The 21,537-nt window shown below is 65.0% G+C and carries 23 protein-coding genes; 4 read left to right on the forward strand and 19 right to left on the reverse strand.

The genetic code is table 11. The features are described 5' to 3' along the window. Positions 1-45: 45 nt before the first annotated feature. The 3 genes from rplT to infC all read right to left on the reverse strand — a co-directional run bounded on the left by rplT (position 46) and on the right by infC (position 1,991). Positions 46-510 (reverse strand): 50S ribosomal protein L20, encoded by a 465-nt coding sequence (rplT, locus tag AU175_RS03655; protein ID WP_066285938.1) that lies wholly within the window; start codon positions 508-510, stop codon positions 46-48. A gap of 118 nt (positions 511-628) precedes the next feature. Further along, positions 629-823, reverse strand: coding sequence for a 50S ribosomal protein L35 (rpmI, locus tag AU175_RS03660; protein WP_009358635.1), 195 nt, complete (start codon positions 821-823; stop codon positions 629-631). Positions 824-938: 115 nt separating this feature from the next. Next, positions 939-1,991: a translation initiation factor IF-3 gene (gene infC, locus AU175_RS03665; RefSeq protein WP_066285940.1), complete on the reverse strand. Its 1,053-nt coding sequence runs from the start codon at positions 1,989-1,991 to the stop codon at positions 939-941. Between the two features lie 384 nt (positions 1,992-2,375). Between infC and AU175_RS03670 the strand changes: the two genes are divergently transcribed. Further along, entirely contained in the window at positions 2,376-2,762 is a 387-nt protein-coding gene (locus AU175_RS03670) for a DUF1844 domain-containing protein (protein WP_066285942.1), read from the forward strand. Between the two features lie 271 nt (positions 2,763-3,033). On the opposite strand, the gene AU175_RS03675 is transcribed toward AU175_RS03670, so the two are convergent. The 8 genes from AU175_RS03675 to AU175_RS03705 form a co-directional block, all read right to left on the reverse strand. Continuing rightward, positions 3,034-4,326, reverse strand: coding sequence for an MFS transporter (locus AU175_RS03675; protein WP_066285944.1), 1,293 nt, complete (start codon positions 4,324-4,326; stop codon positions 3,034-3,036). 55 nt (positions 4,327-4,381) lie between these two features. Beyond that, positions 4,382-5,305 (reverse strand): SseB family protein, encoded by a 924-nt coding sequence (locus AU175_RS03680; protein ID WP_082979000.1) that lies wholly within the window; start codon positions 5,303-5,305, stop codon positions 4,382-4,384. 23 nt (positions 5,306-5,328) lie between these two features. Beyond that, on the reverse strand, positions 5,329-6,075 hold the full coding sequence (gene priA, locus AU175_RS03685; RefSeq protein WP_066285946.1) for a bifunctional 1-(5-phosphoribosyl)-5-((5-phosphoribosylamino)methylideneamino)imidazole-4-carboxamide isomerase/phosphoribosylanthranilate isomerase PriA: 747 nt from the start codon (positions 6,073-6,075) through the stop codon (positions 5,329-5,331). Positions 6,076-6,129: 54 nt separating this feature from the next. After that, on the reverse strand, positions 6,130-6,288 hold the full coding sequence (locus tag AU175_RS21960; protein ID WP_197497028.1) for a hypothetical protein: 159 nt from the start codon (positions 6,286-6,288) through the stop codon (positions 6,130-6,132). Further along, on the reverse strand, positions 6,289-7,023 hold the full coding sequence (gene hisH / locus AU175_RS03690; protein WP_066285948.1) for an imidazole glycerol phosphate synthase subunit HisH: 735 nt from the start codon (positions 7,021-7,023) through the stop codon (positions 6,289-6,291). It abuts the gene before it with no gap. Continuing rightward, positions 7,020-7,646, reverse strand: coding sequence for an imidazoleglycerol-phosphate dehydratase HisB (gene hisB / locus AU175_RS03695; protein ID WP_066290492.1), 627 nt, complete (start codon positions 7,644-7,646; stop codon positions 7,020-7,022). The genes hisH and hisB overlap by 4 nt, the downstream gene beginning before the upstream one ends. Before the next feature lie 62 nt (positions 7,647-7,708). Beyond that, entirely contained in the window at positions 7,709-8,827 is a 1,119-nt protein-coding gene (locus AU175_RS03700; RefSeq protein WP_066285949.1) for a histidinol-phosphate transaminase, read from the reverse strand. A 56-nt stretch (positions 8,828-8,883) separates the two neighbouring features. Next, complete coding sequence (locus AU175_RS03705) at positions 8,884-9,294, reverse strand: LysM peptidoglycan-binding domain-containing protein (protein WP_082979001.1); 411 nt, start codon at positions 9,292-9,294, stop codon at positions 8,884-8,886. A 345-nt stretch (positions 9,295-9,639) separates the two neighbouring features. Here AU175_RS03705 and lexA point away from each other — a divergent pair, with 345 nt between their 5' ends. Next, positions 9,640-10,389: a transcriptional repressor LexA gene (gene lexA / locus AU175_RS03710; RefSeq protein ID WP_066290497.1), complete on the forward strand. Its 750-nt coding sequence runs from the start codon at positions 9,640-9,642 to the stop codon at positions 10,387-10,389. Positions 10,390-10,526: 137 nt separating this feature from the next. Here lexA and AU175_RS03715 read toward each other — a convergent pair whose 3' ends face one another. Together AU175_RS03715 and hflX are read right to left on the reverse strand one after the other, a co-directional pair. Beyond that, the gene (locus AU175_RS03715) at positions 10,527-12,584 is read right to left on the reverse strand and encodes an ATP-dependent DNA helicase (protein WP_066285951.1); all 2,058 of its coding nucleotides are present in this window, start codon (positions 12,582-12,584) and stop codon (positions 10,527-10,529) included. Beyond that, positions 12,577-14,145: a GTPase HflX gene (gene hflX, locus AU175_RS03720; RefSeq protein WP_066285953.1), complete on the reverse strand. Its 1,569-nt coding sequence runs from the start codon at positions 14,143-14,145 to the stop codon at positions 12,577-12,579. Before hflX ends, AU175_RS03715 begins: the two co-directional genes overlap by 8 nt. Positions 14,146-14,575: 430 nt before the next feature. On the opposite strand from hflX, the gene AU175_RS03725 reads away from it, so the two are divergent. Beyond that, on the forward strand, positions 14,576-15,190 hold the full coding sequence (locus AU175_RS03725) for a class I SAM-dependent methyltransferase (protein ID WP_066285955.1): 615 nt from the start codon (positions 14,576-14,578) through the stop codon (positions 15,188-15,190). Here the strand turns inward: AU175_RS03725 and dapF are convergent. From dapF to AU175_RS03755, 6 genes are all read right to left on the reverse strand, one after another. Next, the gene (gene dapF, locus AU175_RS03730; RefSeq protein WP_066285957.1) at positions 15,171-16,115 is read right to left on the reverse strand and encodes a diaminopimelate epimerase; all 945 of its coding nucleotides are present in this window, start codon (positions 16,113-16,115) and stop codon (positions 15,171-15,173) included. The two genes, AU175_RS03725 and dapF, sit on opposite strands and share 20 nt — an antisense overlap. Before the next feature lie 144 nt (positions 16,116-16,259). Then, positions 16,260-17,156 (reverse strand): tRNA (adenosine(37)-N6)-dimethylallyltransferase MiaA, encoded by an 897-nt coding sequence (miaA, locus tag AU175_RS03735; protein ID WP_066285958.1) that lies wholly within the window; start codon positions 17,154-17,156, stop codon positions 16,260-16,262. A 3-nt stretch (positions 17,157-17,159) separates the two neighbouring features. Continuing rightward, on the reverse strand, positions 17,160-18,707 hold the full coding sequence (miaB, locus tag AU175_RS03740; protein WP_197497029.1) for a tRNA (N6-isopentenyl adenosine(37)-C2)-methylthiotransferase MiaB: 1,548 nt from the start codon (positions 18,705-18,707) through the stop codon (positions 17,160-17,162). Positions 18,708-18,767: 60 nt separating this feature from the next. Next, entirely contained in the window at positions 18,768-19,310 is a 543-nt protein-coding gene (locus AU175_RS03745; protein WP_066290499.1) for a regulatory protein RecX, read from the reverse strand. 148 nt (positions 19,311-19,458) lie between these two features. Continuing rightward, positions 19,459-20,514: a recombinase RecA gene (recA, locus tag AU175_RS03750; protein WP_066285962.1), complete on the reverse strand. Its 1,056-nt coding sequence runs from the start codon at positions 20,512-20,514 to the stop codon at positions 19,459-19,461. A 192-nt stretch (positions 20,515-20,706) separates the two neighbouring features. Then, positions 20,707-20,931, reverse strand: a complete 225-nt coding sequence (locus AU175_RS03755) for a DUF3046 domain-containing protein (RefSeq protein WP_066285964.1) — start codon at positions 20,929-20,931, stop codon at positions 20,707-20,709. Positions 20,932-20,971: 40 nt separating this feature from the next. On the opposite strand from AU175_RS03755, the gene AU175_RS03760 reads away from it, so the two are divergent. Continuing rightward, positions 20,972-21,502, forward strand: a complete 531-nt coding sequence (locus tag AU175_RS03760; RefSeq protein WP_066285966.1) for a MarR family winged helix-turn-helix transcriptional regulator — start codon at positions 20,972-20,974, stop codon at positions 21,500-21,502. The last annotated feature ends 35 nt before the right edge of the window (positions 21,503-21,537 follow it).

Consider the following 21,537-nt stretch of genomic DNA (forward strand, 5'->3'; position numbering starts at 1 on the left):
AGTTGCTGTTCAAGCAGGTTCCCGAACTACCCAGAACGGTAGTTACTAGACAGCGGCCTCGTCAGCAGCAGGCTTCTTGGCGGCCTTTGCCTTGGGAGCCTTTGCAGCCTTGGCCTTGGGGGCTTCAGCCTGGACGGCCGGGGCGGACGTGTCTGCAGGCAGGGCGTCCTTGGCAATCTTCACCAGAGCGGCGAAAGCATTGGCGTCGGAGACAGCCAGCTCGGCCAGCATGCGGCGGTCAACCTCAACCTCAGCGGCCTTCAGGCCCTGGATCAGGCGGTTGTAGGTGAGGCCGTTGGCGCGGGATGCAGCGTTGATGCGCTGGATCCACAGGCGACGGAAGTCGCCCTTCTTCTTCTTACGGTCACCGTAGCTGTACACAAACGAGTGCAGCAGCTGCTCTTTGGCCTTGCGGTACAGGCGTGAGCGCTGCCCCCGGTAGCCCTTTGCGCGTTCGAGGATAACCCTGCGCTTCTTGTGGGCGTTTACCGCCCGCTTCACACGTGCCACGTGCGTACTCCTTCAAAATTCTGATCCCAAGCGTCTACTGCCGGAAACCCGGCCGGCCTGAGAAGGCTTTATGGTAGGTGACTGCTGCCAGGAGGCAATCAGCCGAAATACTTGGAAATTAGATGCCGAGCATCTTCCGGATGACCTTGGCGTCGCCCTTGAAGACGATCTTGTCGCCGGCAAGGCGGCGGGTCAGCCTGGAGGACTTGTGCTCGAGGTAGTGGCGGCGGTTGGCCTGCTGGCGGCGCAGCTTGCCGCTGCCGGTCAGCTTGAAGCGCTTCTTAGCACCACTGTGGGTCTTCATCTTCGGCATGGGAACCGATCTCCTTACGTATCCGCAGACTGCTCTGCAGTTCTTTCGTGCAGCCACCCCTGCGGGCGGCGTGCTGGTTGCTTGCTGCAGGAGGAGAACCTCCGGCAGCTTTGAACTAGGTGGTCTTCTTGCCAGCCGGCTTCGGCGCCGCCTTGGGGGCGGGCCGGGCAGCAGGCTTCGGCGCTGCAGGCCTGGCCACCGGCTTCGGCATCGGGACTGCGGCGGGCTTGGGAGCTGCCGGCGCCGGAACCTCTGCGGCCGGCCTGGCCGCTTCCGGAGCCTTTGCTGGCGCAGGCGCTGCCTTGGGGGCCTCGCGCCTCGGAGCTGCCGCCTTGGGGGCTTCAGCTTTCGGGGCGGCCTGCTTTGGCGCCTCCTGCTTCGGGACTTCCCGCTTCGGGGCTTCCTGCTTCGGGGCTTCCTGCTTTGGTGCTTCCTGCTTCGGGGCTTCCGTTACGGGAGCCTCGGCTGCAGGGGTCACCTCAGCGGGAGCTTCAGACGCTGTCGGCGCCTCAACCTCGGGTGCCTCGGTTTCCGGCTCAGTTGTAATGGCGAAACCTTCCGGGAGAAGGTCAGCCAGTGACTGCGTCAGCGGTGCCTGGTCGTCGCCGGAGACGTCGATGCGCCCCGTTGCCTTGGCTTCGTTCTGCGCCTTGGCTTCTGCACGCTGCGTGGCGCGGCGTGCTTCTGCTTTGGCTTCAGCCTTGTTCTTCAGCGGACCCACAACCATGACCATGTTGCGGCCGTCGATGCGGGGGCTGGACTCAACAACGCCAACTTCGGCGACGTCATCAGCGAAGCGCTGGAGAAGACGGATGCCCATCTCCGGGCGCTGCTGCTCACGGCCGCGGAACTGGATCATTGCCTTGACCTTGTCACCTGCACCAAGGAAGCGCAGTGCATGCCCGCGTTTGGTCTCGTAGTCGTGGGTGTCAATCTTCAGGCGGAAACGGATTTCCTTCAGAACTGTGTTGGTCTGGTTCTTCCGGGCTTCACGTGCCTTGACAGCGGCCTCGTACTTGTACTTGCCGAAGTCCATCAGCTTGCACACCGGAGGCTTCGCCTGAGGTGCAACTTCAACGAGATCAAGGTCGGACTCGGCAGCCAAACGCAGGGCATCCTCAATACGGACGATTCCTACCTGTTCACCTGCAGGGCCGACCAGCCGCACCTCGGGGACGCGGATACGCTCATTGATTCTTGGCTCGCTAATGTTAAAGCTCCTGTGATTGTTGTGGGTATTCCACCGGCAAAATAGAGAAGGCCCCCAATTGCCGGAGCAATCGAAGGCCTCGAAGATCGGATGTGCCATCCTCCGCGGAGGTTGCACGCATCATCCCGCCATAAGCTGGGTAATGCCCGACCAGGTACCCGGCAACCTTGCTTCCCAGGAAGTAATTCCTGCGGGAAAACGGCTGACGCGGGTGGGAGAGGACTCCGCTTGCACACTGGGTGCCATTCTACAGAAAAAAACCCGCCCGGCGCATCCCAGCGCCGGTGGGGATCATCCATAACAAATAACGACATCCAGTCGGTCTGTGACAAGCTTACCAGTATGAGCACCCCAGACAGTAATTCACACGTTTACCAGGCCGCCGACGCCCAGGGGGACGTCACCCAGCAAATCCGCGACATCTCCGAGGTTCCGGCCATTGAGGTCATCACCACCGCCGCCGTCCACCTCATGAGCGCGGCAGCCGTGAAACTGGGCCTCGCTGCCGAGGACAACGCCGAGGAACTCAAGGATCTGGACGAGGCCCGGAAGCTCATCACAGCCCTCGCCGGGCTGGTCACCGCCGCAGCACCCGAAATCGGTTCGCAGCACGCCGGCCCCTTGCGTGACGGCCTGCGTTCACTGCAGCTGGCCTTCCGCGAAGAGTCGATCATCCCCGATGCTCCGGGCAAGGGGCCAGGCGAGAAGTACACCGGCGCGGTGAACTGACAGGAAGCCCCCAAACTCCGAGTCCCTCCCCAAGTAAGTAGCAGTAGGTGTCGTTATGGACGTCCAAAACAACACCTTCTGCTACTTACTTGGGGGCGTTGACGAGTCGAGCGGACCATGGCGGTCTGCCCGCCGTCGTCGTGATTCCGGCAGTTGCCCGCACCTCAAAGCTAACCGTCAGGGCGCAGTGCGCGTCTCATCGATTGCTCCGTAAACGCCGTTTTGAGAGCCCTGAAGGGCGCCTACGGAGCAATCGATGAGAAGGAGGGCCTCAGGCAGCGGCACGGCTGCGGCGGCGTTGCTGCAAAAGCAGTCCGACGAGGCACAGCGCCACGCCGGCAACGCCGACGGATACGAACCCGCCGGACGGTCCGCTGGAGTCGATGAAGACGCCCGCGAGTGGTGCGCCAAGTGCGACGCCGCCTGTCAGCGCGGAGCCGTACCAGCCCATTGCCTCACCGCGGCGGTCCTCAGCTACCAGGTCCGCCACTTTCTCGGAGGCGGCCGACAACACGGGGGCGCACAGGAGGCCGGGCAGGATCGAGGCAAAGGCCAGCGTCCAGGTATCGTGCGCGAAGCCCATCGGGATAGTCAGCGCAGCCATTCCCAGGAGCAGCACAACCGGCGAGACCGGGCGGTGCATGGCGCCGTAGACGAGGCCGCCGATCACGGACGCGGCACACCAAAAGAGGAAGACGATGCCGATTTCGCCTTGGTGTCCGCCCGTCTCGAGAGCGGCAACAATGCCGACGTCGGTACCGCTGAGCACCATGCCGGCGCCCGCCGCCACCGCGAAGACGGCTGCGACGGTGGCGGTGAACCACGCGAAGTTGTGTGACATCCTGCCCCTGATCCCGGGGCCGCCGTGAGCTCCTGCGGGCACGAGCTCGGCCGCGGCCTCCTGGAGGTGGGCCGGGGCGGCGGAGACCACGGCCACTTCCGCCGCGTGGCGCTGGTCCGCCTCACACTCCTCGGTCTGCGCGGCGCTGCGGGTAGGCGGGTTGAACCACATCAGAAAGAGCCCGGCCAGCGAAGTGGACACCCCCACGATGGTGAGGCCCAGGACTGAGTAACCGCTGGTGGCCACCACGGCCCCCGCGGCAGGGCCGATCATAAACACCATCTCGGTGGTGATGGCGTCCAGGGCGAAGGCGGTGCGCCGCTGGTCGCCGTCCGCCAGGACGCCCAGCGACTGGCGGACCACGCTGAAGATCGGGAGGGTCAGCAGCCCGCCGATGAAGACCAGCGGCAGCAGCCACTCGTAGGACACGTGGGGAACCGCCGACCAGATGACCGTTTCGGACACAACTGACGGGATGAGGGCCCTGCGCAGGCCGACGGTGTCCACACGGCGGCCGCGCCAGGGCGCCCCCACAGCAATACCGATGGTCATTACGGCAGCAGCGGCACCGGCGGCGGCGTAGCCTTTGTCCAGCGTGAGGACGATGTGGAGGGTCAGCAACACGCCAGCGGCGGAGTGCGGGATGCGGGCAATCATGCCTACGAGCAACAACCGCCTGATGGGGCGGACGGCGAGCAGCTCCCGGTATAGAGCGAAATTCACGGAGAATCCTTTGGTCTGCCGCGGCAGCCCGAGGGATCTCCCCGCTGACCGTCAGCTATTGTACAGCGCGCCTCAACTTGATTTCGATCGAGTCGACCCGCTCTCCAAACAATACATTCCGCGACCAGGCGGCCTGGAGTCCGGCAACCAACTCCTGGACCGCGGCGGCGTCAAGGCCGTCCTCAAGGTACAGCACCACCTGGAGTTCGGGTCCAGCGCCTCCGCCGGGCAACGTCTCTCCGGTCCCGGTGGCCGAGGCGACGCCTGCGCCAGGCAGGAGTCCTATGTTCCGGACGGCAGGAAATCTGGCAGCTGCGTCGGCTATGCTGCCGGCCACTTCGCCATCCAGGTAGGAGGGCACCCAGGGGCGCTGCTGGGCCAGGGCCCACAAGGCGGGCCGCCGGACCACAAACGTGACCTCGGAGCCTGGATCAAGGACCAGGAGCTCGGCCTCTTCCGACACCGCGGAGAGGGCGGCCCTCGGGGCGTAGACAGCTACCGGCCGGGCATCGGGGTGCCAGTCGGCCAGTGCCTTGGCGGATGTGAAGGCCGGCATGGCGTTCCGGCCGTCGGCCGCCTTCAGCATCACCAGCGCCATGTCCGCCTGCTTGTCCGATACCAGCGCGCCAGCCCCCTCGGCTTCCTCCGCAAGCTGGGCAATGATGGGGATAAAGACCCTGGCCGTGGCCAGCGAGGCTATGACGGCCGCCTCGTCACCGCTTCCGTTCCGAAGCGCCGTGACTGCGGCGAGGTAGCCGGCGTCGGCCGTGCCGTCGTCGTCCTCGAAGTTGTGGACCTTACCGTCGTCCCCGGCCAGGCTGCGGCCCTGCCAGGGCTGGCCGGCCGAGTCCGCCGGGCCGCCGGCCCCGGCGAGGGCTGCCGCGATGTGGCCGGGCAGGTGGCGCGGCGCCGGCCCGGCTGTGCTGGGAACGCTGCCGGACGCAGCTTCTTCACCGGGTGCGTTGCCGTTCTTGTCCATCCTGTCAGGGTGTCCGGCGGGCTCTAGCGCCGGCCGGCGACGTCGAGGGCCTCGGGCAGGGTGAAGGCACCGGCGTAGAGCGCCTTGCCCACGATGGCGCCTTCGACTCCCAGCGGGACGAGGGACCGGAGCACCTTAAGGTCATCGAGGCTGGAGATTCCGCCCGAGGCCACGACGGGCTTTCCGGTCTTCTCCACCATCTGGCGCAGCAGTTCGACGTTGGGCCCCTGCAGTGTGCCGTCCTTGGTCACGTCCGTAACCACATACCGGGCGCAGCCCGCCTCTTCCAGGCGGCCAAGGACCTCCCAGAGGTCACCGCCCTCCTTGGTCCAGCCGCGGCCTGCCAGCGTGGTTCCGCGGACGTCGAGGCCGACGGCGATCTTGTCGCCGAAGCGGTCGATGGCGCGGGCCGTCCACTCCGGGTTTTCCAGGGCGGCTGTGCCGAGGTTCACCCGTGCCACGCCAAGGTCCAGGGCAGCTTCGAGGGATTCATCGTCCCGGAGTCCACCGGAAAGCTCCACCTTGATGTCCAGGCGACCCACTACTTCGCGGAGCAGTTCTGCGTTGGAGCCACGGCCGAACGCGGCGTCAAGGTCCACCAGGTGTACCCACTCGGCACCTTGCTGCTGCCAGTTGAGGGCGGCTTCCAGCGGAGTGCCGTAGCTCGTTTCGCTGCCGGCCTCGCCCTGGACCAGCCGGACGGCCTGGCCGTTCACGACGTCGACGGCGGGCAGCAGTTCAAGAACCGGCAGATCGTTTGCGGTGGTCATCTCAAAATCCTCAGGTAGTTGTGCGGCTGGTGGTAGCGGTGGGTCCGGGGCGGGCTAGCTTCCGGGGAGCGTCAGCAGGCAGGCAGCGAGCAGGGACATTCCGGCAAGGACGTAGAAACTTATTTGCGTCCACAGCGGCCTGTGCTGTTGCCGGAACGACAGTGCACCGCCCACGAGGAGGCCGGCGAGCCCCATCAGGACAATGGACCACATCTAGGCGTGGCCGCCGGGGGGCGCCGGCTTCCGCAGGGCGTCGACCCAGTTGCGCAGGAGGCGGGCTCCGGCGTCGCCGGATTTCTCCGGGTGGAACTGGGTGGCGCAGAGCGGGCCGTTTTCCACGGCAGCAATAAACGGCGCACCGTGCTCGGACCAGGTGACCTTGGGCGGAGCCATGCGCGGCTGCACCACGTCGAAGTTCCATTCCTGGACGCCGTAAGAGTGCACGAAGTAAAAACGCTGGTCCTCGACGCCTTCGAAAAGCTTGGACCCTTCCGGGACCTTAACGGTGTTCCAGCCCATATGCGGCACGACCTCTGCAGGGAGAAGCTCCACCTTGCCGGGCCACTCCCCCATGCCTTCGGCTTCGGTGCCGTGTTCCACTCCGGCTTCAAACAGGACCTGCAGGCCCACGCAGATGCCAAGCACGGGACGTCCGCCGGCGACCCGCCGGCCGATAAGGCGGATGCCATCCACCGCTTTCAGTTCACGCATGACCGTTTCGAACGCGCCCACGCCCGGCACTACGAGGCCGTCTGCGTTCAGGACGTCCTCAGGCTTGGAGCTGAGGATGACTTGCGCCCCGGCCCGTTCGAGGGCACGCACGGCCGAGCGGACGTTCCCGGACCCATAGTCGAGCACGGTGACGGTGGGCTTGCCGTCCGGTGATTCCGGCTTCTTCAGGGCGGCAGGGTCAATCACGGCGCCGTCGCGGAGGATCTGGCCGCTCACAGGGCACCCTTGGTGGACGGTATGCCTTCAACCCGGGGGTCGGGCTCAACGGCTGCACGCAGGGCGCGGGCGAACGCCTTGAACTGTGCCTCCACGATGTGGTGCGGGTCGCGGCCTGCCATGACGTTCATGTGAAGGCAGATGCCTGCGTGCAACGTGATGGCCTCAAAGACATGCCTAGTCAGCGATCCTGTGAAGTGGCCACCGATCAGGTGGTACTCCTGCCCGGCAGGCTCGCCGCCGTGGACCAGGTAGGGACGGCCGGAAACATCCACTACAGCGTGCGCAAGGGCTTCATCCAGTGGCACGGTGGCTTCGCCGAAGCGCCGGATGCCGGCTTTGTTGCCCAGTGCTGTGCGCAGGACTTCGCCGAAGGTAATTGCGACGTCTTCCACGGTGTGGTGGACGTCGATGTGGATGTCGCCGGTGGCCTTTACCGTCATGTCAATGAGCGAGTGCTTGCACAGCGCCGTGAGCATGTGGTCATAGAACGGGACTGAGGTGTCGATGTTTGAGACACCGGTTCCGTCGAGGTTGATCTCCACGAGTACTGACGATTCGCTGGTGGCACGCTCCATGCGTGCGGTGCGGGTCGCGGCAGTAGTGGAGCCGGTGGAACTCATGGTCATATGTCCTTTGCGGAGAAGGAGTGATCGCCGGCGCGTACAGCGCGGCTGGTTTAAGTTTAGGCTGGCACGTGCGCCTGGCCGGCCAGGATGGCTTCCAGGGACGTAAGGAAGGCAGTGGTCTCGGTCTCAGTGCCTGCGGTGACGCGCAAATGCCCGGGGATTCCGACGTCCCTGATCAGCACGCCGGCGTTCAGCAGTTGCTGCCAAACGTCGTGGGGCCGGTCCAGGCCGCCGAAGAAGACGTAGTTGGAGTCCGAGGCGGCGGGCTTGAGGCCCATCCGCGTGAGTTCTGCGACGATGCGGTCCCGCTGCCTTTTGATGTCCTCAACATCGGCCATGAGCGCCTCGCGGTGCTGAAGGGCGGCCAGGGCCGTGGCCTGGGTGATGGCGGACAGGTGGTACGGGAGCCGGACCAAGCGCAGGGCGTCTGTCACTTCGGGCGCGGCAGCCATGTAGCCGAGCCGGGCACCGGCCAGGGCAAATGCCTTGCTCATGGTGCGGGAGACGATGAGGCGTTCCCGTCCCGGCAACAGGGTCAACGCGCTGGGCGTGCCGTCGTGGGCAAATTCGTGGTAAGCCTCGTCCACAATCACGATGGTCTGGCTGGCTTCGCCGGCAGCGTAGACAGCCTCAACGACATCGAGACCCAACCCGGTGCCGGTGGGGTTGTTGGGCGAGCACAGAAATACGATGTTCGGTTGCAGTTCTTTCACCTGCAGGGCGGCCGATTCGGCGCTGAGGCCATAGTCGTCCGCGCGCTGGCCTACGACGTACCCGGTGTCTGTGCCACTGGCAAGCAGGGGATACATGGAGTACGTGGGAGGAAAGCCTAGAGCGGTGCGGCCCGGCCCGCCAAAGGCCTGGAGGATCTGCTGCAGCACTTCGTTGGAACCGTTGGCTGCCCAGATGTTCGTCGCGTCAAGACCATGGCCAAGGTACTCGGCCAATGCCTCCCGGAGTTCGGAAAACTCACGGTCCGGGTAGCGGTTCAGGCCCGCCGCGGCCTCTGTGACTGCCGCGCTGATGGCCGCCCTCACATCTGCGGGAACGCCGTGGGTGTTTTCGTTGACGTTCAACAGGATGGGAACATCCAGCTGGGGGGCGCCGTACGGGGTCAGGCCACGGAGGTTGCTGCGGAGGGGAAGTCGGTTCAGACGCTCTAGCTGGTCATTCACCTGAACAGTTTAGTGCCGATGCCTTGACCCAGAAAATGTGACGGTTGAAGGCAGTGTTACTTCACAGGCACAAACAGTTGCTGGCCCGGCAGCACGGTGCCCGCGGTGAGGTTGTTGAGCTGGACGATGTCCGCGATCACATCGCGGGCGTCCCGGTCCGGCGCCACCGCGGCAGCAATCCCCCAGAGCGATTCGCCGGCCTGCACCGTGACGGAGACCGTAGGCGTGACCGCCAGGTCAGCGACTGAGTCAGCGGCCTTCGCGGGGGCGTTCAGGAATCCAGCCAGCAGGAAGAGCACCGCTGCGAGCAGGACCAACGGAATGCCGATCAGGACCACCCGGCCGCGTCGCGTCAGGCGAAGGGGAGGCAAAGTCCCCTTGCGGGACCGCACCTCCGGCACTGACGTGAGGTGCTGCACTGAGACAAACTGCGGACGGGAGTCCTGTGATGCTGAAAAAGCTGACATGAAATGAGCCCTCCTGGACCATACTGTGCTGCCCGGTGTGTCCGTTCCACTGGCCCCTGAGAGGCCGCCCCGGATATTCGAATATTCGAATGCCCCGATACGCGAATAGAACACATGTTCGAACGTTACTGCTTCTGTTTTAGCACTTATCAACGAACATTGTCGAGACTCGCTAGAACAAATGTTTGAAAAAGCGATGTGGCTGGCCTACGTTTGAATCAAAGGTCATCCACCTGAAGTACAACCACCTCCGTAGTTGATCACCAGGGTCTGACAATCCATGCCGGAGGCTTCCGGCACCCGGAGCCGGGAAGCCTCCGGGGCAACGGAAAGGCATTGGCGAACATGGCAGCACCAGCCGCCGGCGGCAGCGGGACCCAGCGGGGTCAGCAGCCCCAGAGGACTCCCAAGGGGCTGACTGCCCGCCAAAAGAAAATCCTGGAAACCATCCAGCGCTCAGTCAATGACAACGGGTACCCCCCGTCCATGCGCGAAATCGGTGACACCGTGGGCCTGGCCAGCCTCTCCAGCGTGACGCATCAGCTGTCACAGCTTGAGAAGCTGGGATACCTGCGCCGGGACCCGAAGAGACCGCGGGCCATGGAAGTTCTCATGCCGCTCACCCTCGACGGCGGAACAGTAAAGGCTGCAGGTTCAACTGGACCCGCCGCCCTGCGCGGCAACAGCGGGGGAACAGTGACCGAACTGCCCACTGCCATGGACACGGCCATGGTTCCCCTGGTTGGACGGATCGCGGCCGGCGGCCCCATCCTTGCGGACCAGATGGTGGAGGACGTCATGCCCCTCCCACGCCAACTGGTAGGGCAGGGCGAGCTGTTTATGCTCAAGGTGGCCGGCGACTCCATGGTGGATGCGGCTATCTGCGATGGCGACTGGGTGGTGGTGCGCCGCCAGGCTGATGCAGTTAACGGGGACATCGTCGCTGCCCTGCTGGACGACGAGGCCACCGTCAAGACTTTCCGCCAGAGGGACGGCCACACCTGGCTGCTGCCGCAGAACACCCAATACGAACCCATCCTTGGCGATCACGCCACCATCATGGGCAAGGTCGTTTCAGTCCTGCGCTCCCTCTAGGAACCGCACGCTGCAGACCGGAACAGGCCACGCCCGCTCCCCCGCCCCGCTGAATCGGGCAGGGAACGGGCGTTTCCTGTTCAGGGGCGTTGTTCCGGGAGCGTTTCCTGTTCAGGGGCGTTGTTCAAGGGGCAGTGTCAGGCACTGTCTTTGGACAGCCGCTCCAGAGCCGCGAACGCGATCTTCCGGTCCGTGGTTGGCCAGAATGGCGGCAGCGCGCCCCGAAGGAACCCGGCGTAACGTTCCGTGGCCAGGCGTGAGTCGAGCACGGCCACCACACCCTTGTCGCCTGTGGACCGGATCAGCCGGCCGGCCCCCTGCGCCAGCCGGATGGCAGCATGGGTGGCTGAGACCGACATGAAGCCATTGCCGCCTGCCTGGGCCACCGCCCGGGACCGGGCAGTCATGAGTGGGTCGTCGGGCCGCGGAAACGGTATGCGGTCAATCACCACCAGGCGGCAGGAGCCCCCCGGTACGTCGACGCCTTGCCACAGGGACATGGTCCCAAAAAGGCAGGTATCGGGCTCGTCGGCGAACTGCTTGACCAGCGCGGTCATCGTGGAATCGCCCTGGCAAAGGATGCTCAGTCCCAACCGGGGCCGCAAGGCGTATGCTGCCTCTTCTGCGGCGCGACGCGAGGAGAACAGGCACAGGGCACCCCCGCCGGAGGCCCTGATCAACGCCTCGAGTTCTGCCAAGGCCTCAGGCGACACGCCGCGTCCCGGCTTGGGCAGGTGCCCGGCCACGTAGAGGATCCCCTGCTTCGGGTAATCAAAGGGGGAACCGACATCAATGCCGGTCCAGCTCGGCGCGCCCTGGCCCACCAGTCCCAGTCCGCCGGCCGCCGGCTCAAACGCCGAGCCGATGGCCAAGGTGGCCGACGTCAGCACCACGGTGTGGCCTTCGAAAAGGCCCTCCCGCAGCTTCCCTGCGACACTGAGCGGCGCAATGTTGATCAAAGCCGGCGAGGAGTCGTCGGGCTGCGCGTAGCCTTGCTGCGGATCGAAAGTGCTGGCGCGGGAGAACCACACCACCTCGCGGTTTTCACGGGCCGCGATGAGCCGTTCACACAGCTCCAGGATCAGCATCAGGCGCGACCGGGCGAGCTGCCGTCCGCCGTCGGCCGTTTGGCTGCTGTCCCCCTTGGAGTCGGACAGGGCGGCCCGGCAGGCGTCACGCAACTGGTCCACGCAGTCCAGTTGCTCCTCATTAAGTCCATTGGGAAGGAGTCCGCTGGGCGCCCCTGCCAGGGCAAGCTCCAGGTTTGCGGCCGCAGCGTTGAGGGCATCGACAGTGATGGCCGTGTGCTTCCGGGCCCCGGCAGCCGCGGCATGAACCATCGCCACCGACAGCTGCCCGGACACCGCACCGGTCACCCGGTCCTGGAGTTCATGGGCCTCATCCACCACCACAACGTCGTATTCAGGCAGCACGGCCAGGCCCTCAAAGGCACTGACCGCGAGCATGGCATGGTTCGTGACCACAACATCTGCGTCGGCGGCGTCGTGGCGGGCAAGCTCGCTGAAGCATTCGGCCGCCATCGGGCATTTCTGCGCCCCCAGGCATTCCATTGAGGTGACCGAGACCTGGCGCCAGGCACGGTCCGTGACGCCGGGAAGGAGTTCGTCACGGTCGCCCGTGGTGGTTTTTTGCGCCCATTCCCGCAGGCGCACCACTTCCCTGCCCAACTGCGACGCAGGCCCTCCAAGGGCGGCGGCGAAGTGCGGCACGCTGGTGTCCTCGCCGAGGGAAAACAGCTGGCCTTCGGCGGGCTCCTCCGAAGGAAACCCGCCTTCGAGCTTGTGCCGGCACACGTAGTTCGAACGGCCCTTAACCAAGGACACCTTGACCGGGCGGTCCAGGGCCGGCGTGATGGTCTCAAGCAACCGCGGGAGGTCACGTCCCACGATCTGCGTCTGCAGGGCAAGGGTGGCAGTGGAAACCAAGGTGGGCTTGTTGCTCACGAGTGAGTGCGCAATGAGCGGAATCAGGTAAGCCAGTGACTTGCCCGTTCCTGTACCGGCCTGGACCAGGAGATGGTCACCGGTTTCGATGGCACGGGCCACCTGCCTGGCCATCTCGTGCTGCCCGCTGCGGCTTTGCCCGCCCATCCCGGCCACGGCACGGTCGAGCAGTTCAATCACGAACTGCTCGCCGGCCGTGGCAGACGACTCACCTGCCACCGGTTCAGCCATTGCTGACGAATGATTCCAGTTCAGCCGCGAGGCCCTCCCGGACCATTACCACTGCCCGCGTCCCGTCCTCGCCATGGTCAAGGCTCAGGATTTCGGCGTCGGTGTCGTGCAGCTTACTGATCACGTCGCCGCGGTCGTAGGGAATGAGGAGCTCGAGCTTAACGCTGGGCCGAGGGATGGAGTTGCTGATTTCGCGCAGCAGCTCGGCGATCCCCTCCCCCGTCCGGGCCGATACCACGACGTGGCGGGGCTCGCGCTGCCTGAGGCGCTCCACCACAAACGGATCCGCGGCATCTGCCTTATTGAGGACAATGATTTCCGGCACCTTGCGGGCATCCACCTCGCTGAACACCTTGCGGACGGCCGCGATCTGTCCCTCAGGGTCAGGATGCGAGACGTCCACCACGTGCAGGATGAGGTCCGCGTCCGCTACCTCCTCCAGTGTGGAGCGGAACGCCTCCACGAGTTGCGTCGGAAGGGATCGGACAAAGCCCACGGTGTCCGCCAGGGTGTAGCCCAGGCCATCCGCGGTCTCCGCCTTGCGAACGGTGGGATCCAGGGTAGCGAACAGCGCGTTCTCCACCAGTACACCGGCGTCGGTCAACCGGTTCAACAACGACGACTTCCCGGCGTTGGTGTACCCGGCGATGGCAACGGACGGCACGGAATTACGACGCCGGTTGGCCCGTTTGGTTTCCCGGGCGGGCTTCATCGCGGCGATCTCCCGCCGCAGCTTGGCCATGCGGGTCCGGATGCGGCGGCGGTCCAGTTCGATCTTCGTCTCACCGGGACCACGGGAACCCATACCGGCACCTGCGCCACCAACCTGGCCACCGGCCTGTCTGGACATGGATTCGCCCCAGCCACGCAGGCGCGGCAGCAGGTATTCAAGCTGGGCAAGTTCCACCTGGGCCTTGCCTTCGCGGCTCTTGGCGTGCTGGGCGAAGATGTCCAGGATCAGGGCCGTACGGTCAATGACCTTGACCTTGACGATGTCCTCCAGTCCGCGCCGCTGGGACGGCGCCAGCTCGGCGTCCACCACCACGGTGTCGGCGCCGGTGGACATCACGATTTCCTTGAGTTCCATGGCCTTGCCAGACCCGAGGAACGTCCCAGGGTCCGGTTTTGCCCGTCGCTGGACCATGCCGTCCAGGACCTCCGAACCGGCAGTCTCGGCCAACGCGGCAAGCTCACGCAGTGAGTTCTCTGCGTCGGCGAGTGTTCCTTCGGCCCACAAGCCGGCAAGCACCACACGCTCCAGGCGGAGCTGACGGTATTCGACTTCAGTGACGTCTTCGAGCTCCGTTGACATCCCCGCCGTACGGCGGAGCGCCCGGCGCTCTTCGAGGTCCTGCTGATCGCCGTCGTAGGCGCCGTGCTCTTCGTCAAGGCGGGAAATCGCCTGTGCTTTGCCGAACACAGCCCTGCCGTCGCCTTCAGCGGCGGGGCTTCGCTTTGCCGGAACGTCCTTGGAGAGAATCCGGTCGATGACAGCTTGGATTTCCTCCGGGCTCATATCCTGGGCTGCTGGATCGGATCCGGTGTTGGGCTGGCTGGTCATGGTCTCCTTTGAAGATTCGGCATTTCCAGAATAGTGCCGATTGCTGGTGAGTGGGGACGTATTCGCGCTGGGCTGACGGCTGGCGGTCATCCTGGCCTCCTGTCTGCTGCGCGCGCCGTACAAAGCGGTGGCGCACAACGTAGGATCCACGCCTCAAGGAAGCGTGGTGAGAGTGGTAGGCGCCGGCAATGTCAGGAAGGGCACACCAGGGAGGCTGGCTTCGAGTATTGCCCGGCGGTCGGGCCAGGCGGCACAGGCCTGGTCGATGACGCATGTGCGGAAGGTAAAACCTGCATCGCTGCGGGACATGGCTTCGGGACGGGTTCAACCCGTGCCGGCTACTCGAAGATCAGGAACATGCCTTCCAGACTAGCAGACCGATTCCCGCGCAGTTTCCCTTACGCTTCGGGGCCAACTAATCTGGCCAGTTATGGAGTCCGCACACTATTTCAGCGCATCGCCCGCAGGGCCCTTCACCCGTAAGCCACTCACGGTGGATCTGGCCGGGGAGACGCGCACGCTGCAGACTTCCGCCGGTATTTTCAGCCCCGACGGGATCGACAAGGGTACTGCCGTACTGCTCGCTGAAGTTCCGGCCCCGTCACCGGAAGGGAACCTCCTGGACATCGGCTGCGGCTGGGGTCCCATTGCGCTCACGATGGCCCTGCGCTCACCCGGCGCGCACGTCTACGCGGTGGACGTCAACGAACGCTGCATCACGCTGACGAACGAGAATGCGGCTTCGCTCGGCCTGGACAACGTCACCGCCAGCGCACCGGAGGACGTGGACCCAGGGCTGCGCTTTGACACCATCTGGTCCAACCCGCCCATCCGGATCGGCAAGGACGAACTCCATGCCCTGTTGAAGCTGTGGATTCCGAGGCTGGCACCGGGCGGGTCAGCATGGCTGGTGGTCCAGAAGAACCTTGGCTCCGATTCCCTGCAGCGGTGGCTGTCGCAGGAGTTGGACGCCTCGTTCACGGTCACCCGGGAAGCCACGGCAAAATCCTTTAGGATTCTGCGGGTCAGGAAAGCGTCCCGCTAGCGACAATTACCGCCGGGCCGCTGAGCTCGACGTGTTCGTGTCCTCCGGCTCCGGCAAAAAACTTAACGCCGACGACGCCGCCTGGCACTTTAACGTTCCACGCGTCCGGCGCCTCGGCCCCGGCCCAATGCCTGATGGCCACGGCAGCGGCGCACGCGCCGGTGCCACACGACTGGGTCTCTCCGACACCGCGTTCGTGGACCCGCATGGTAATAGTGCCCACGCCGTTGTGCACCAGCGGCTCTGAGGGGACCACAAATTCGACGTTGGTTCCGTTCGCCGGGGTTGGATCAACGTGCGGGGCAGTGAAGAGCCGGGTGGCCTCCAGTTCGGAAAGCTCGGCGAGGGCGACCACCGTGTGCGGGTTGCCCATGCTGACTGAGAGGGCGGGGCGGGGTACTTCCAGGCCGTCGGCAGTGACCAGGGAGTCCATGGCTTTGGCGGTGGCTTCCCCAGGAAAGATGAACTCCCAGGGACCCATGTCGACGGCGTAGTCCTCGCCTGTGCGGACAACAGTCTTGACCCCGCCGCGGGTCCCGATGGTCAGCGCGCCGCCGTCGGGCAGGTCAACCAGGCCCTCGGCCCGGAGGAAGTGGACAAAGACCCGGACGCCGTTGCCGCACATCTCGGAAATGGAGCCGTCCCCGTTGCGGTAGTCCATGAACCACTCCGCGTCCGGGGCGGCGTCCAGCAGTTCGCGGCCCTCGGGCAGGAAACGCGACGGCACGGCCCGGATGAGTCCGTCGCCGCCAATGCCGCGGTGCCTGTCACAGAGTGCAGCGGCCTGGTCGGCTGCGATGGTGTGAACCCCGTCAGGATCAGCGATCAGGACAAAATCGTTGCCTGTGCCATGCCCCTTCGAAAAACGGAGCCCGCCGAGGGTGGGGAAGGCGGGCTCTAGGGTCTCAGCGGGGGTAGCGTCCATAGTCCAAGGTTACCGGCCACCTGCGGGGCATCAGAAACCCGCGGTCATAGGAGTTTTTGTCCACGTTTGGCGACTTCCGGTGGCTGGAAGTCGCCGTAAGTGGACAAAAACTCCTGGGGGGGGCGGCCGGTCAGGCGGACCGGGTCACCTGCACAGGGCCACCGCGTGCGCTTCCAGTTCGGGGTCCTGCCAGTCCAGCCAGCTGATCCGGGGATCAGCACGGAACCAGGTGAGCTGCCGCCGGGCGAACTGCCGCGTGGCCACGATGGTCTCTTCGGCCGCTTCCTCCACCGTGGCGCCGCCGTCGAGGACCTTGAGGAACTGGGAGTAGCCCAAGGCCCGAGGGGCCGTCTTGCCGCGCCGCAGCCCTGCCGCGTCCAGCCGCCGGACCTCCTCAAGCAGGCCCTTGTCAACCATGCCCTGAACGCGCTGCGCAAGCCGTTCGCGGAGTTGGTCACGGTCCACAGCCAGGCCGATCTGGACGGCAGGCTGGAAATACTCCCGCCGGGGCATGAAGGAGCTGAAAGGCCGGCCGGTGAGCTGTTGGACTTCCAGCGCCCTGATGATTCGGCGGGCATCCGAGACCCGGCCGGCCGAAACAGGGTCAACGTCGCGGAGGCGTGCCAGAAGCGGGCCAGCGCCTTGGGCGGCATAGTCTGCTTCCAGCTGGCTCCGGACCGCAGGGTCCGTACCGGGGAATTCCAGGACGTCCAGCGCGGCCCGTACGTAAAGGCCTGAACCGCCGGCCAGGATGGCCCGTTTCCCGCGTTCCTGGATGTCCTCGATGACGGCGCGGGCCTGTTGCTGGAAGTCGGAGACGCTCGCCTCCTCGGTCACGTCCAGGGTGTCCAGAAGATGATGGGGCACTCCCCTGCGCTCCGCCGTCGTGATTTTCGCCGTCCCGATGTCCATGCCGCGGTAAAACTGCATGGCGTCGGCGTTTATCACCTCGCCGTCCAGGGCCAGCGCGAGGTTTACGGCGAGATCGGACTTACCGGAGCCGGTGGGACCTACAACGGCTAGGACCGGTGGGGATGCCACCGGTCAGGCGCTGCGGACCGGCAGCGACGGCATGCCGAGCGAAACGCCGGTACGGCTGGTTCCGGTCTTTGCAGAGCCCGGGGCCGGAGCGCCGCAGGAGTCTGCCTGCGACCTGTCCCAGGCGTCACCTGCGCGTGATCGCCGGAGGCTGTAGTCCTCCAGGGCGGGGTCGGCCACCAGGTGGAAAGCAGCGGCTTCAGTGATGGTGACCGTCACAAGGTCACCTGGCCGCGGCGCCGGCGCCCCGTCGGGAACAGAAAAATGCACCAGGCGCTGGTCCTGGGAGCGTCCGGACAGCCGGTGGGTTTCCCCGGCCTTGCGTCCCGACTGGGCGGTGACCATGACTTCCACCCGGCGGCCCAGCTGTTTGGCGTTTTCCTCAGCGGCGATTCTGTCCTGCAGCGCGGTCAGCCGTTCGAAGCGTTCCTGGACAATAGCCTTGGGCAGCTGGTCCGGGAGGTCGGCGGCCGGGGTGCCCGGGCGCTTGGAGTACTGGAAAGTGAATGCCGTAGCGAAGCGGGATTTCTCCACAACATCAAGGGTGGCCTGGAAGTCCTCCTCGGATTCGCCGGGGAAGCCGACGATGATGTCGGTGGAGATGGCCGCGTGCGGGATCTTCTCGCGGACCTTGTCCAGAATCCCGAGGAATTTGGTGGACCGGTAGGAGCGCTTCATGTCCCGGAGGACTTTGTCTGAACCGGACTGCAGCGGCATGTGCAGCTGCGGCATCACATTTGGCGTTTCAGCCATGGCGTGGATGACGTCGTCGGTGAAGGCTGCCGGATGCGGGCTGGTGAACCTCACCCGTTCCAGGCCTTCGATCTCACCGCAGGCGCGCAGGAGCTTGGAAAAGGCCTGACGGTCTCCAAACTCAACACCGTAGGAGTTCACGTTCTGGCCGAGCAGGGTGACCTCGATGGCACCGTCATCCACGAGGGCCTGGATTTCAGCCAGGATGTCACCTGGCCGACGGTCCTTTTCCTTGCCGCGCAGGGCCGGAACAATACAGAACGTGCACGTGTTGTTGCAGCCGACGGAGATGGACACCCAACCGGAGTACACCGAATCCCTCTTCGTGGGCAGGGTGGAGGGGAAGACGTCGAGGGATTCGAGAATCTCCAGCTGGGCTTCGCTGTTGTGCCGTGCCCGGTCAAGCAGCGCAGGCAGCGCACCCACGTTGTGGGTTCCGAAGACGGCGTCCACCCACGGCGCCTTCTTGAGGATCGTTTCCCGGTCCTTCTGGGCAAGACAGCCGCCAACGGCGATTTGCATTCCGGGATTGGCGGCTTTCACCGGAGCCAGCATGCCCAGATTGCCGTACAGCTTGTTGTCGGCGTTCTCCCGGACCGCGCAGGTGTTGAACACCACCACGTCCGCATGGTCACCGGCAGCCGGTACATAGCCGGCGTCCTCGAGCATGCCCGCCATCCGCTCGGAATCGTGCACGTTCATCTGGCACCCGAAGGTGCGTACCTGATACGTACGCGGCTGCAGGGCAGGGTCGTCTGGCTGGGCGGTACCGGATGCGGGGGAAGGAATGGTCAAACTCACCTGTTAAGGGTACCGGGTCGACGGAAACGCCGCTTCGACCGGGATGCCATGCTGACAGGCCTACTCGCCGAACGGACTGTCCGGCGGACTGAACGCGCCCTCTTGGCCGGCGTGCGATGCCAGCACCTCGCCCACGATCCGGAAAGCCTGGGACGGCTGGTATCCCTTGCGGGCAAGCATTGACGCCAGCCGTCGTGTGGTCTTGTCCCGCTCGGCCGGCTCGGACAGGTCTGTGCCGGGCCGGAGCTTCCGTTCCACGAGCAGCCGGGCGGCCGCTTCCTCGTCTTCGTCGGAGAGCTGCTCCAGCGCGGTTGCAGCCGTGTCCGCATCGATGCCCTTTTCGGCCAGCTCACGGCGAAGCGCGCCCTTGGCGAGTTTGCGCGACTGCGACCTGCTGCGCACCCACATGTCGGCAAACTCGGCGTCGTTGATCAGCCGCACTTCCTGGAACCTCTCCAGCACGGCCTCGGCAACGTCTTCGGGGATGTTGCGCTCCGCCAGCTTGCGGGACAGCTGCAGCCGGCTTTTCGCCGAGCTGGTCAACTGGCGCAGCACTATGGCCCGGGCAACGGATGCGGGATCCGGCTCAGCGTCGGAAGCTATCGAAGAGTCCGGATCAGGTCCCTCCGGACCGAAACCGGGGCGGCGGCCGCCCCGGTCCCGCCGCCGTCCACCTGAGCCGGCGCCGGTATCAGCACCAGAGGCTAAGCCTGGGCCGAAGCTCTGGCCGTCCTTGAAGCCCGCGGTGTGCTTAGAAGCCGTCAACGGCCTTCAGCTTCGGTGTGTCTTTGGCATCCGTTTCGGCCGGCTTTACTCCGACGCCCAGCTTTTCCTTGATCAGGCGTTCAAGTTCGGCGGCCAGTTCCGGGTTGTCGCGCAGGAACCTCCGGGAGTTCTCCATACCTTGGCCCAGCTGGTCGCCGTCGTACGTAAACCACGAACCGGACTTCTTGATAATGCCGTGTTCCACGCCCATGTCAATGATGCCGCCCTCGCGGGAAATGCCCTGGCCGTAGATGATGTCGAACTCCGCGATCTTGAAGGGCGGTGCCATCTTGTTCTTGACGATCTTGGCCTTGGTGCGGTTACCGACGGAATCGGCACCTTCCTTCAGCGTCTGGATGCGGCGCACGTCAATGCGGATGGAGGCGTAGAACTTCAGGGCCTTGCCACCGGTGGTGGTTTCCGGGGACCCGAAGAACACACCGATCTTTTCACGCAGCTGGTTGATGAAGATGGCCGTGGTCTTGGTCTGGCTCAGGCGGCCGGTGATTTTACGCAGCGCCTGGCTCATCAGACGGGCCTGGAGGCCAACGTGGCTGTCGCCCATGTCGCCTTCAATTTCCGCCCGCGGCACCAGTGCAGCCACGGAGTCAATGACAATCACGTCAAGCGAGCCCGAGCCGATGAGCATGTCCATGATTTCGAGTGCCTGCTCGCCGGTATCCGGCTGCGAGACCAGGAGGGCGTCCGTGTCCACGCCAAGCTTGGCGGCGTACTCGGGGTCCAGGGCGTGCTCTGCGTCGATGAAGGCCGCAATGCCGCCCTGGCGCTGGGCGTTGGCTACGGCGTGGAGCGCCACGGTGGTCTTACCCGAGGATTCCGGGCCGTAGATCTCCACAACGCGCCCACGCGGCAGTCCGCCAATTCCCAAAGCGACGTCCAGGGCGATGGATCCGGTGGGGATGACCTCGATGGGGGCACGGACTTCATCGCCCAGCCGCATGACCGAGCCTTTGCCGAACTGCTTGTCAATCTGTGCCAGCGCTGCGTCGAGCGCCTTTTGACGATCCGGGGCTGCCGCCATGGTTCACACCTCTAATGCTTTCTCGCTTTGGAGTGGCCTCAGCGGCCGTTTCTTGGTCATCTCTGACGCTAATGGCACCCGCAGACATTCTGGCCGGATGACATCGGCTATGTGGATAACCCACTACGAAAAGCATAGCTTTACCCGAACAGATATTCGAACAATCCGGCGGCGTGTCAGGGGCCGGGCCGGTCAGTCGCGAACCGGCTTGATGTCCCTGCCCAGGCGCCGTTCGGGCGGGACGTCCTGGACGTCGCACATGGCCAGCCAAACCTGCCGGGGACTCACGCCGGCGGCCAGGGCCTGGTCCGCGGTACGTCCGCCAACCCCGGCCAGGATCAGGGTACTGCTCAGGACCCGGGAATACCCGGAACCGAATTCGTCGTCCATCAGACGCCAGTAGTCACTGATTCGCACAATAGAGTCTCTCATGGCGCGGGACCCTAGAATTGTTGCCATGAGCAACTCTTCCGACGTTCCCGCTCGCGCCTCCCCTTCGGACGATACTGTCGATGCGGCGTTGGAGACCGTGGAGCACCAGATCAGTGTCTTTTGGCGAAGGTCACGGTCCGTGTCCCATCAACTGTCCCGCCAGGTCCATCCCGATATGGAACCGGCTGCGTATGGCCTGCTCACGGTGATCCGGCGCGAAGGACCCATCCGCCTCACTGACCTTGCCCTGAGTATAGGCGTCGGCAAACCATCGGTGAGCCGGCAAATCGCGTTCCTGGAAAGCATCGGACTCGTCTCCAAGGAAGCCGACCCCCTTGACGGCCGCGCCCAGGCGATCCGGCTTACGCCCAAGGGCGAAGAGAAAATGCACCAGGTCCAGGACGCCCGGCGCGAAGTCTTCCGGGAACGGCTGGGGGAATGGCCGCTCGAGGATCTGCAGTCGCTGGCGAAATACATGGCCAAGCTCAACGCAATCTATGAACGTGATGGCTTCCCCCAGGACGTTGCGCCCGCAAAAACGGACACCCAGCCCTGAAAACACGAAGGCCTCCGGCACGTGCCGGAGGCCTT

It is taken from the genome of Arthrobacter sp. B6, assembly GCF_001663775.1.
Lineage (GTDB): Bacteria > Actinomycetota > Actinomycetes > Actinomycetales > Micrococcaceae > Arthrobacter.

Bases quoted from the DNA above. Each gene is read 5' to 3' on its own strand.
- rpmI (WP_009358635.1), bottom strand. From the start codon at position 823: ATGCCGAAGATGAAGACCCACAGTGGTGCTAAGAAGCGCTTCAAGCTG.
- AU175_RS03670 (WP_066285942.1), top strand. From the start codon at position 2,376: ATGAGCACCCCAGACAGTAATTCACACGTTTACCAGGCCGCCGACGCC.
- AU175_RS03680 (WP_082979000.1), bottom strand. From the start codon at position 5,305: ATGGACAAGAACGGCAACGCACCCGGTGAAGAAGCTGCGTCCGGCAGC.
- priA (WP_066285946.1), bottom strand. From the start codon at position 6,075: ATGACCACCGCAAACGATCTGCCGGTTCTTGAACTGCTGCCCGCCGTC.
- AU175_RS21960 (WP_197497028.1), bottom strand. From the start codon at position 6,288: ATGTGGTCCATTGTCCTGATGGGGCTCGCCGGCCTCCTCGTGGGCGGT.
- hisB (WP_066290492.1), bottom strand. From the start codon at position 7,646: ATGAGTTCCACCGGCTCCACTACTGCCGCGACCCGCACCGCACGCATG.
- AU175_RS03705 (WP_082979001.1), bottom strand. From the start codon at position 9,294: ATGTCAGCTTTTTCAGCATCACAGGACTCCCGTCCGCAGTTTGTCTCA.
- lexA (WP_066290497.1), top strand. From the start codon at position 9,640: ATGGCAGCACCAGCCGCCGGCGGCAGCGGGACCCAGCGGGGTCAGCAG.
- AU175_RS03715 (WP_066285951.1), bottom strand. From the start codon at position 12,584: ATGGCTGAACCGGTGGCAGGTGAGTCGTCTGCCACGGCCGGCGAGCAG.
- hflX (WP_066285953.1), bottom strand. From the start codon at position 14,145: ATGACCAGCCAGCCCAACACCGGATCCGATCCAGCAGCCCAGGATATG.
- AU175_RS03725 (WP_066285955.1), top strand. From the start codon at position 14,576: ATGGAGTCCGCACACTATTTCAGCGCATCGCCCGCAGGGCCCTTCACC.
- dapF (WP_066285957.1), bottom strand. From the start codon at position 16,115: ATGGACGCTACCCCCGCTGAGACCCTAGAGCCCGCCTTCCCCACCCTC.
- recA (WP_066285962.1), bottom strand. From the start codon at position 20,514: ATGGCGGCAGCCCCGGATCGTCAAAAGGCGCTCGACGCAGCGCTGGCA.
- AU175_RS03760 (WP_066285966.1), top strand. From the start codon at position 20,972: ATGAGCAACTCTTCCGACGTTCCCGCTCGCGCCTCCCCTTCGGACGAT.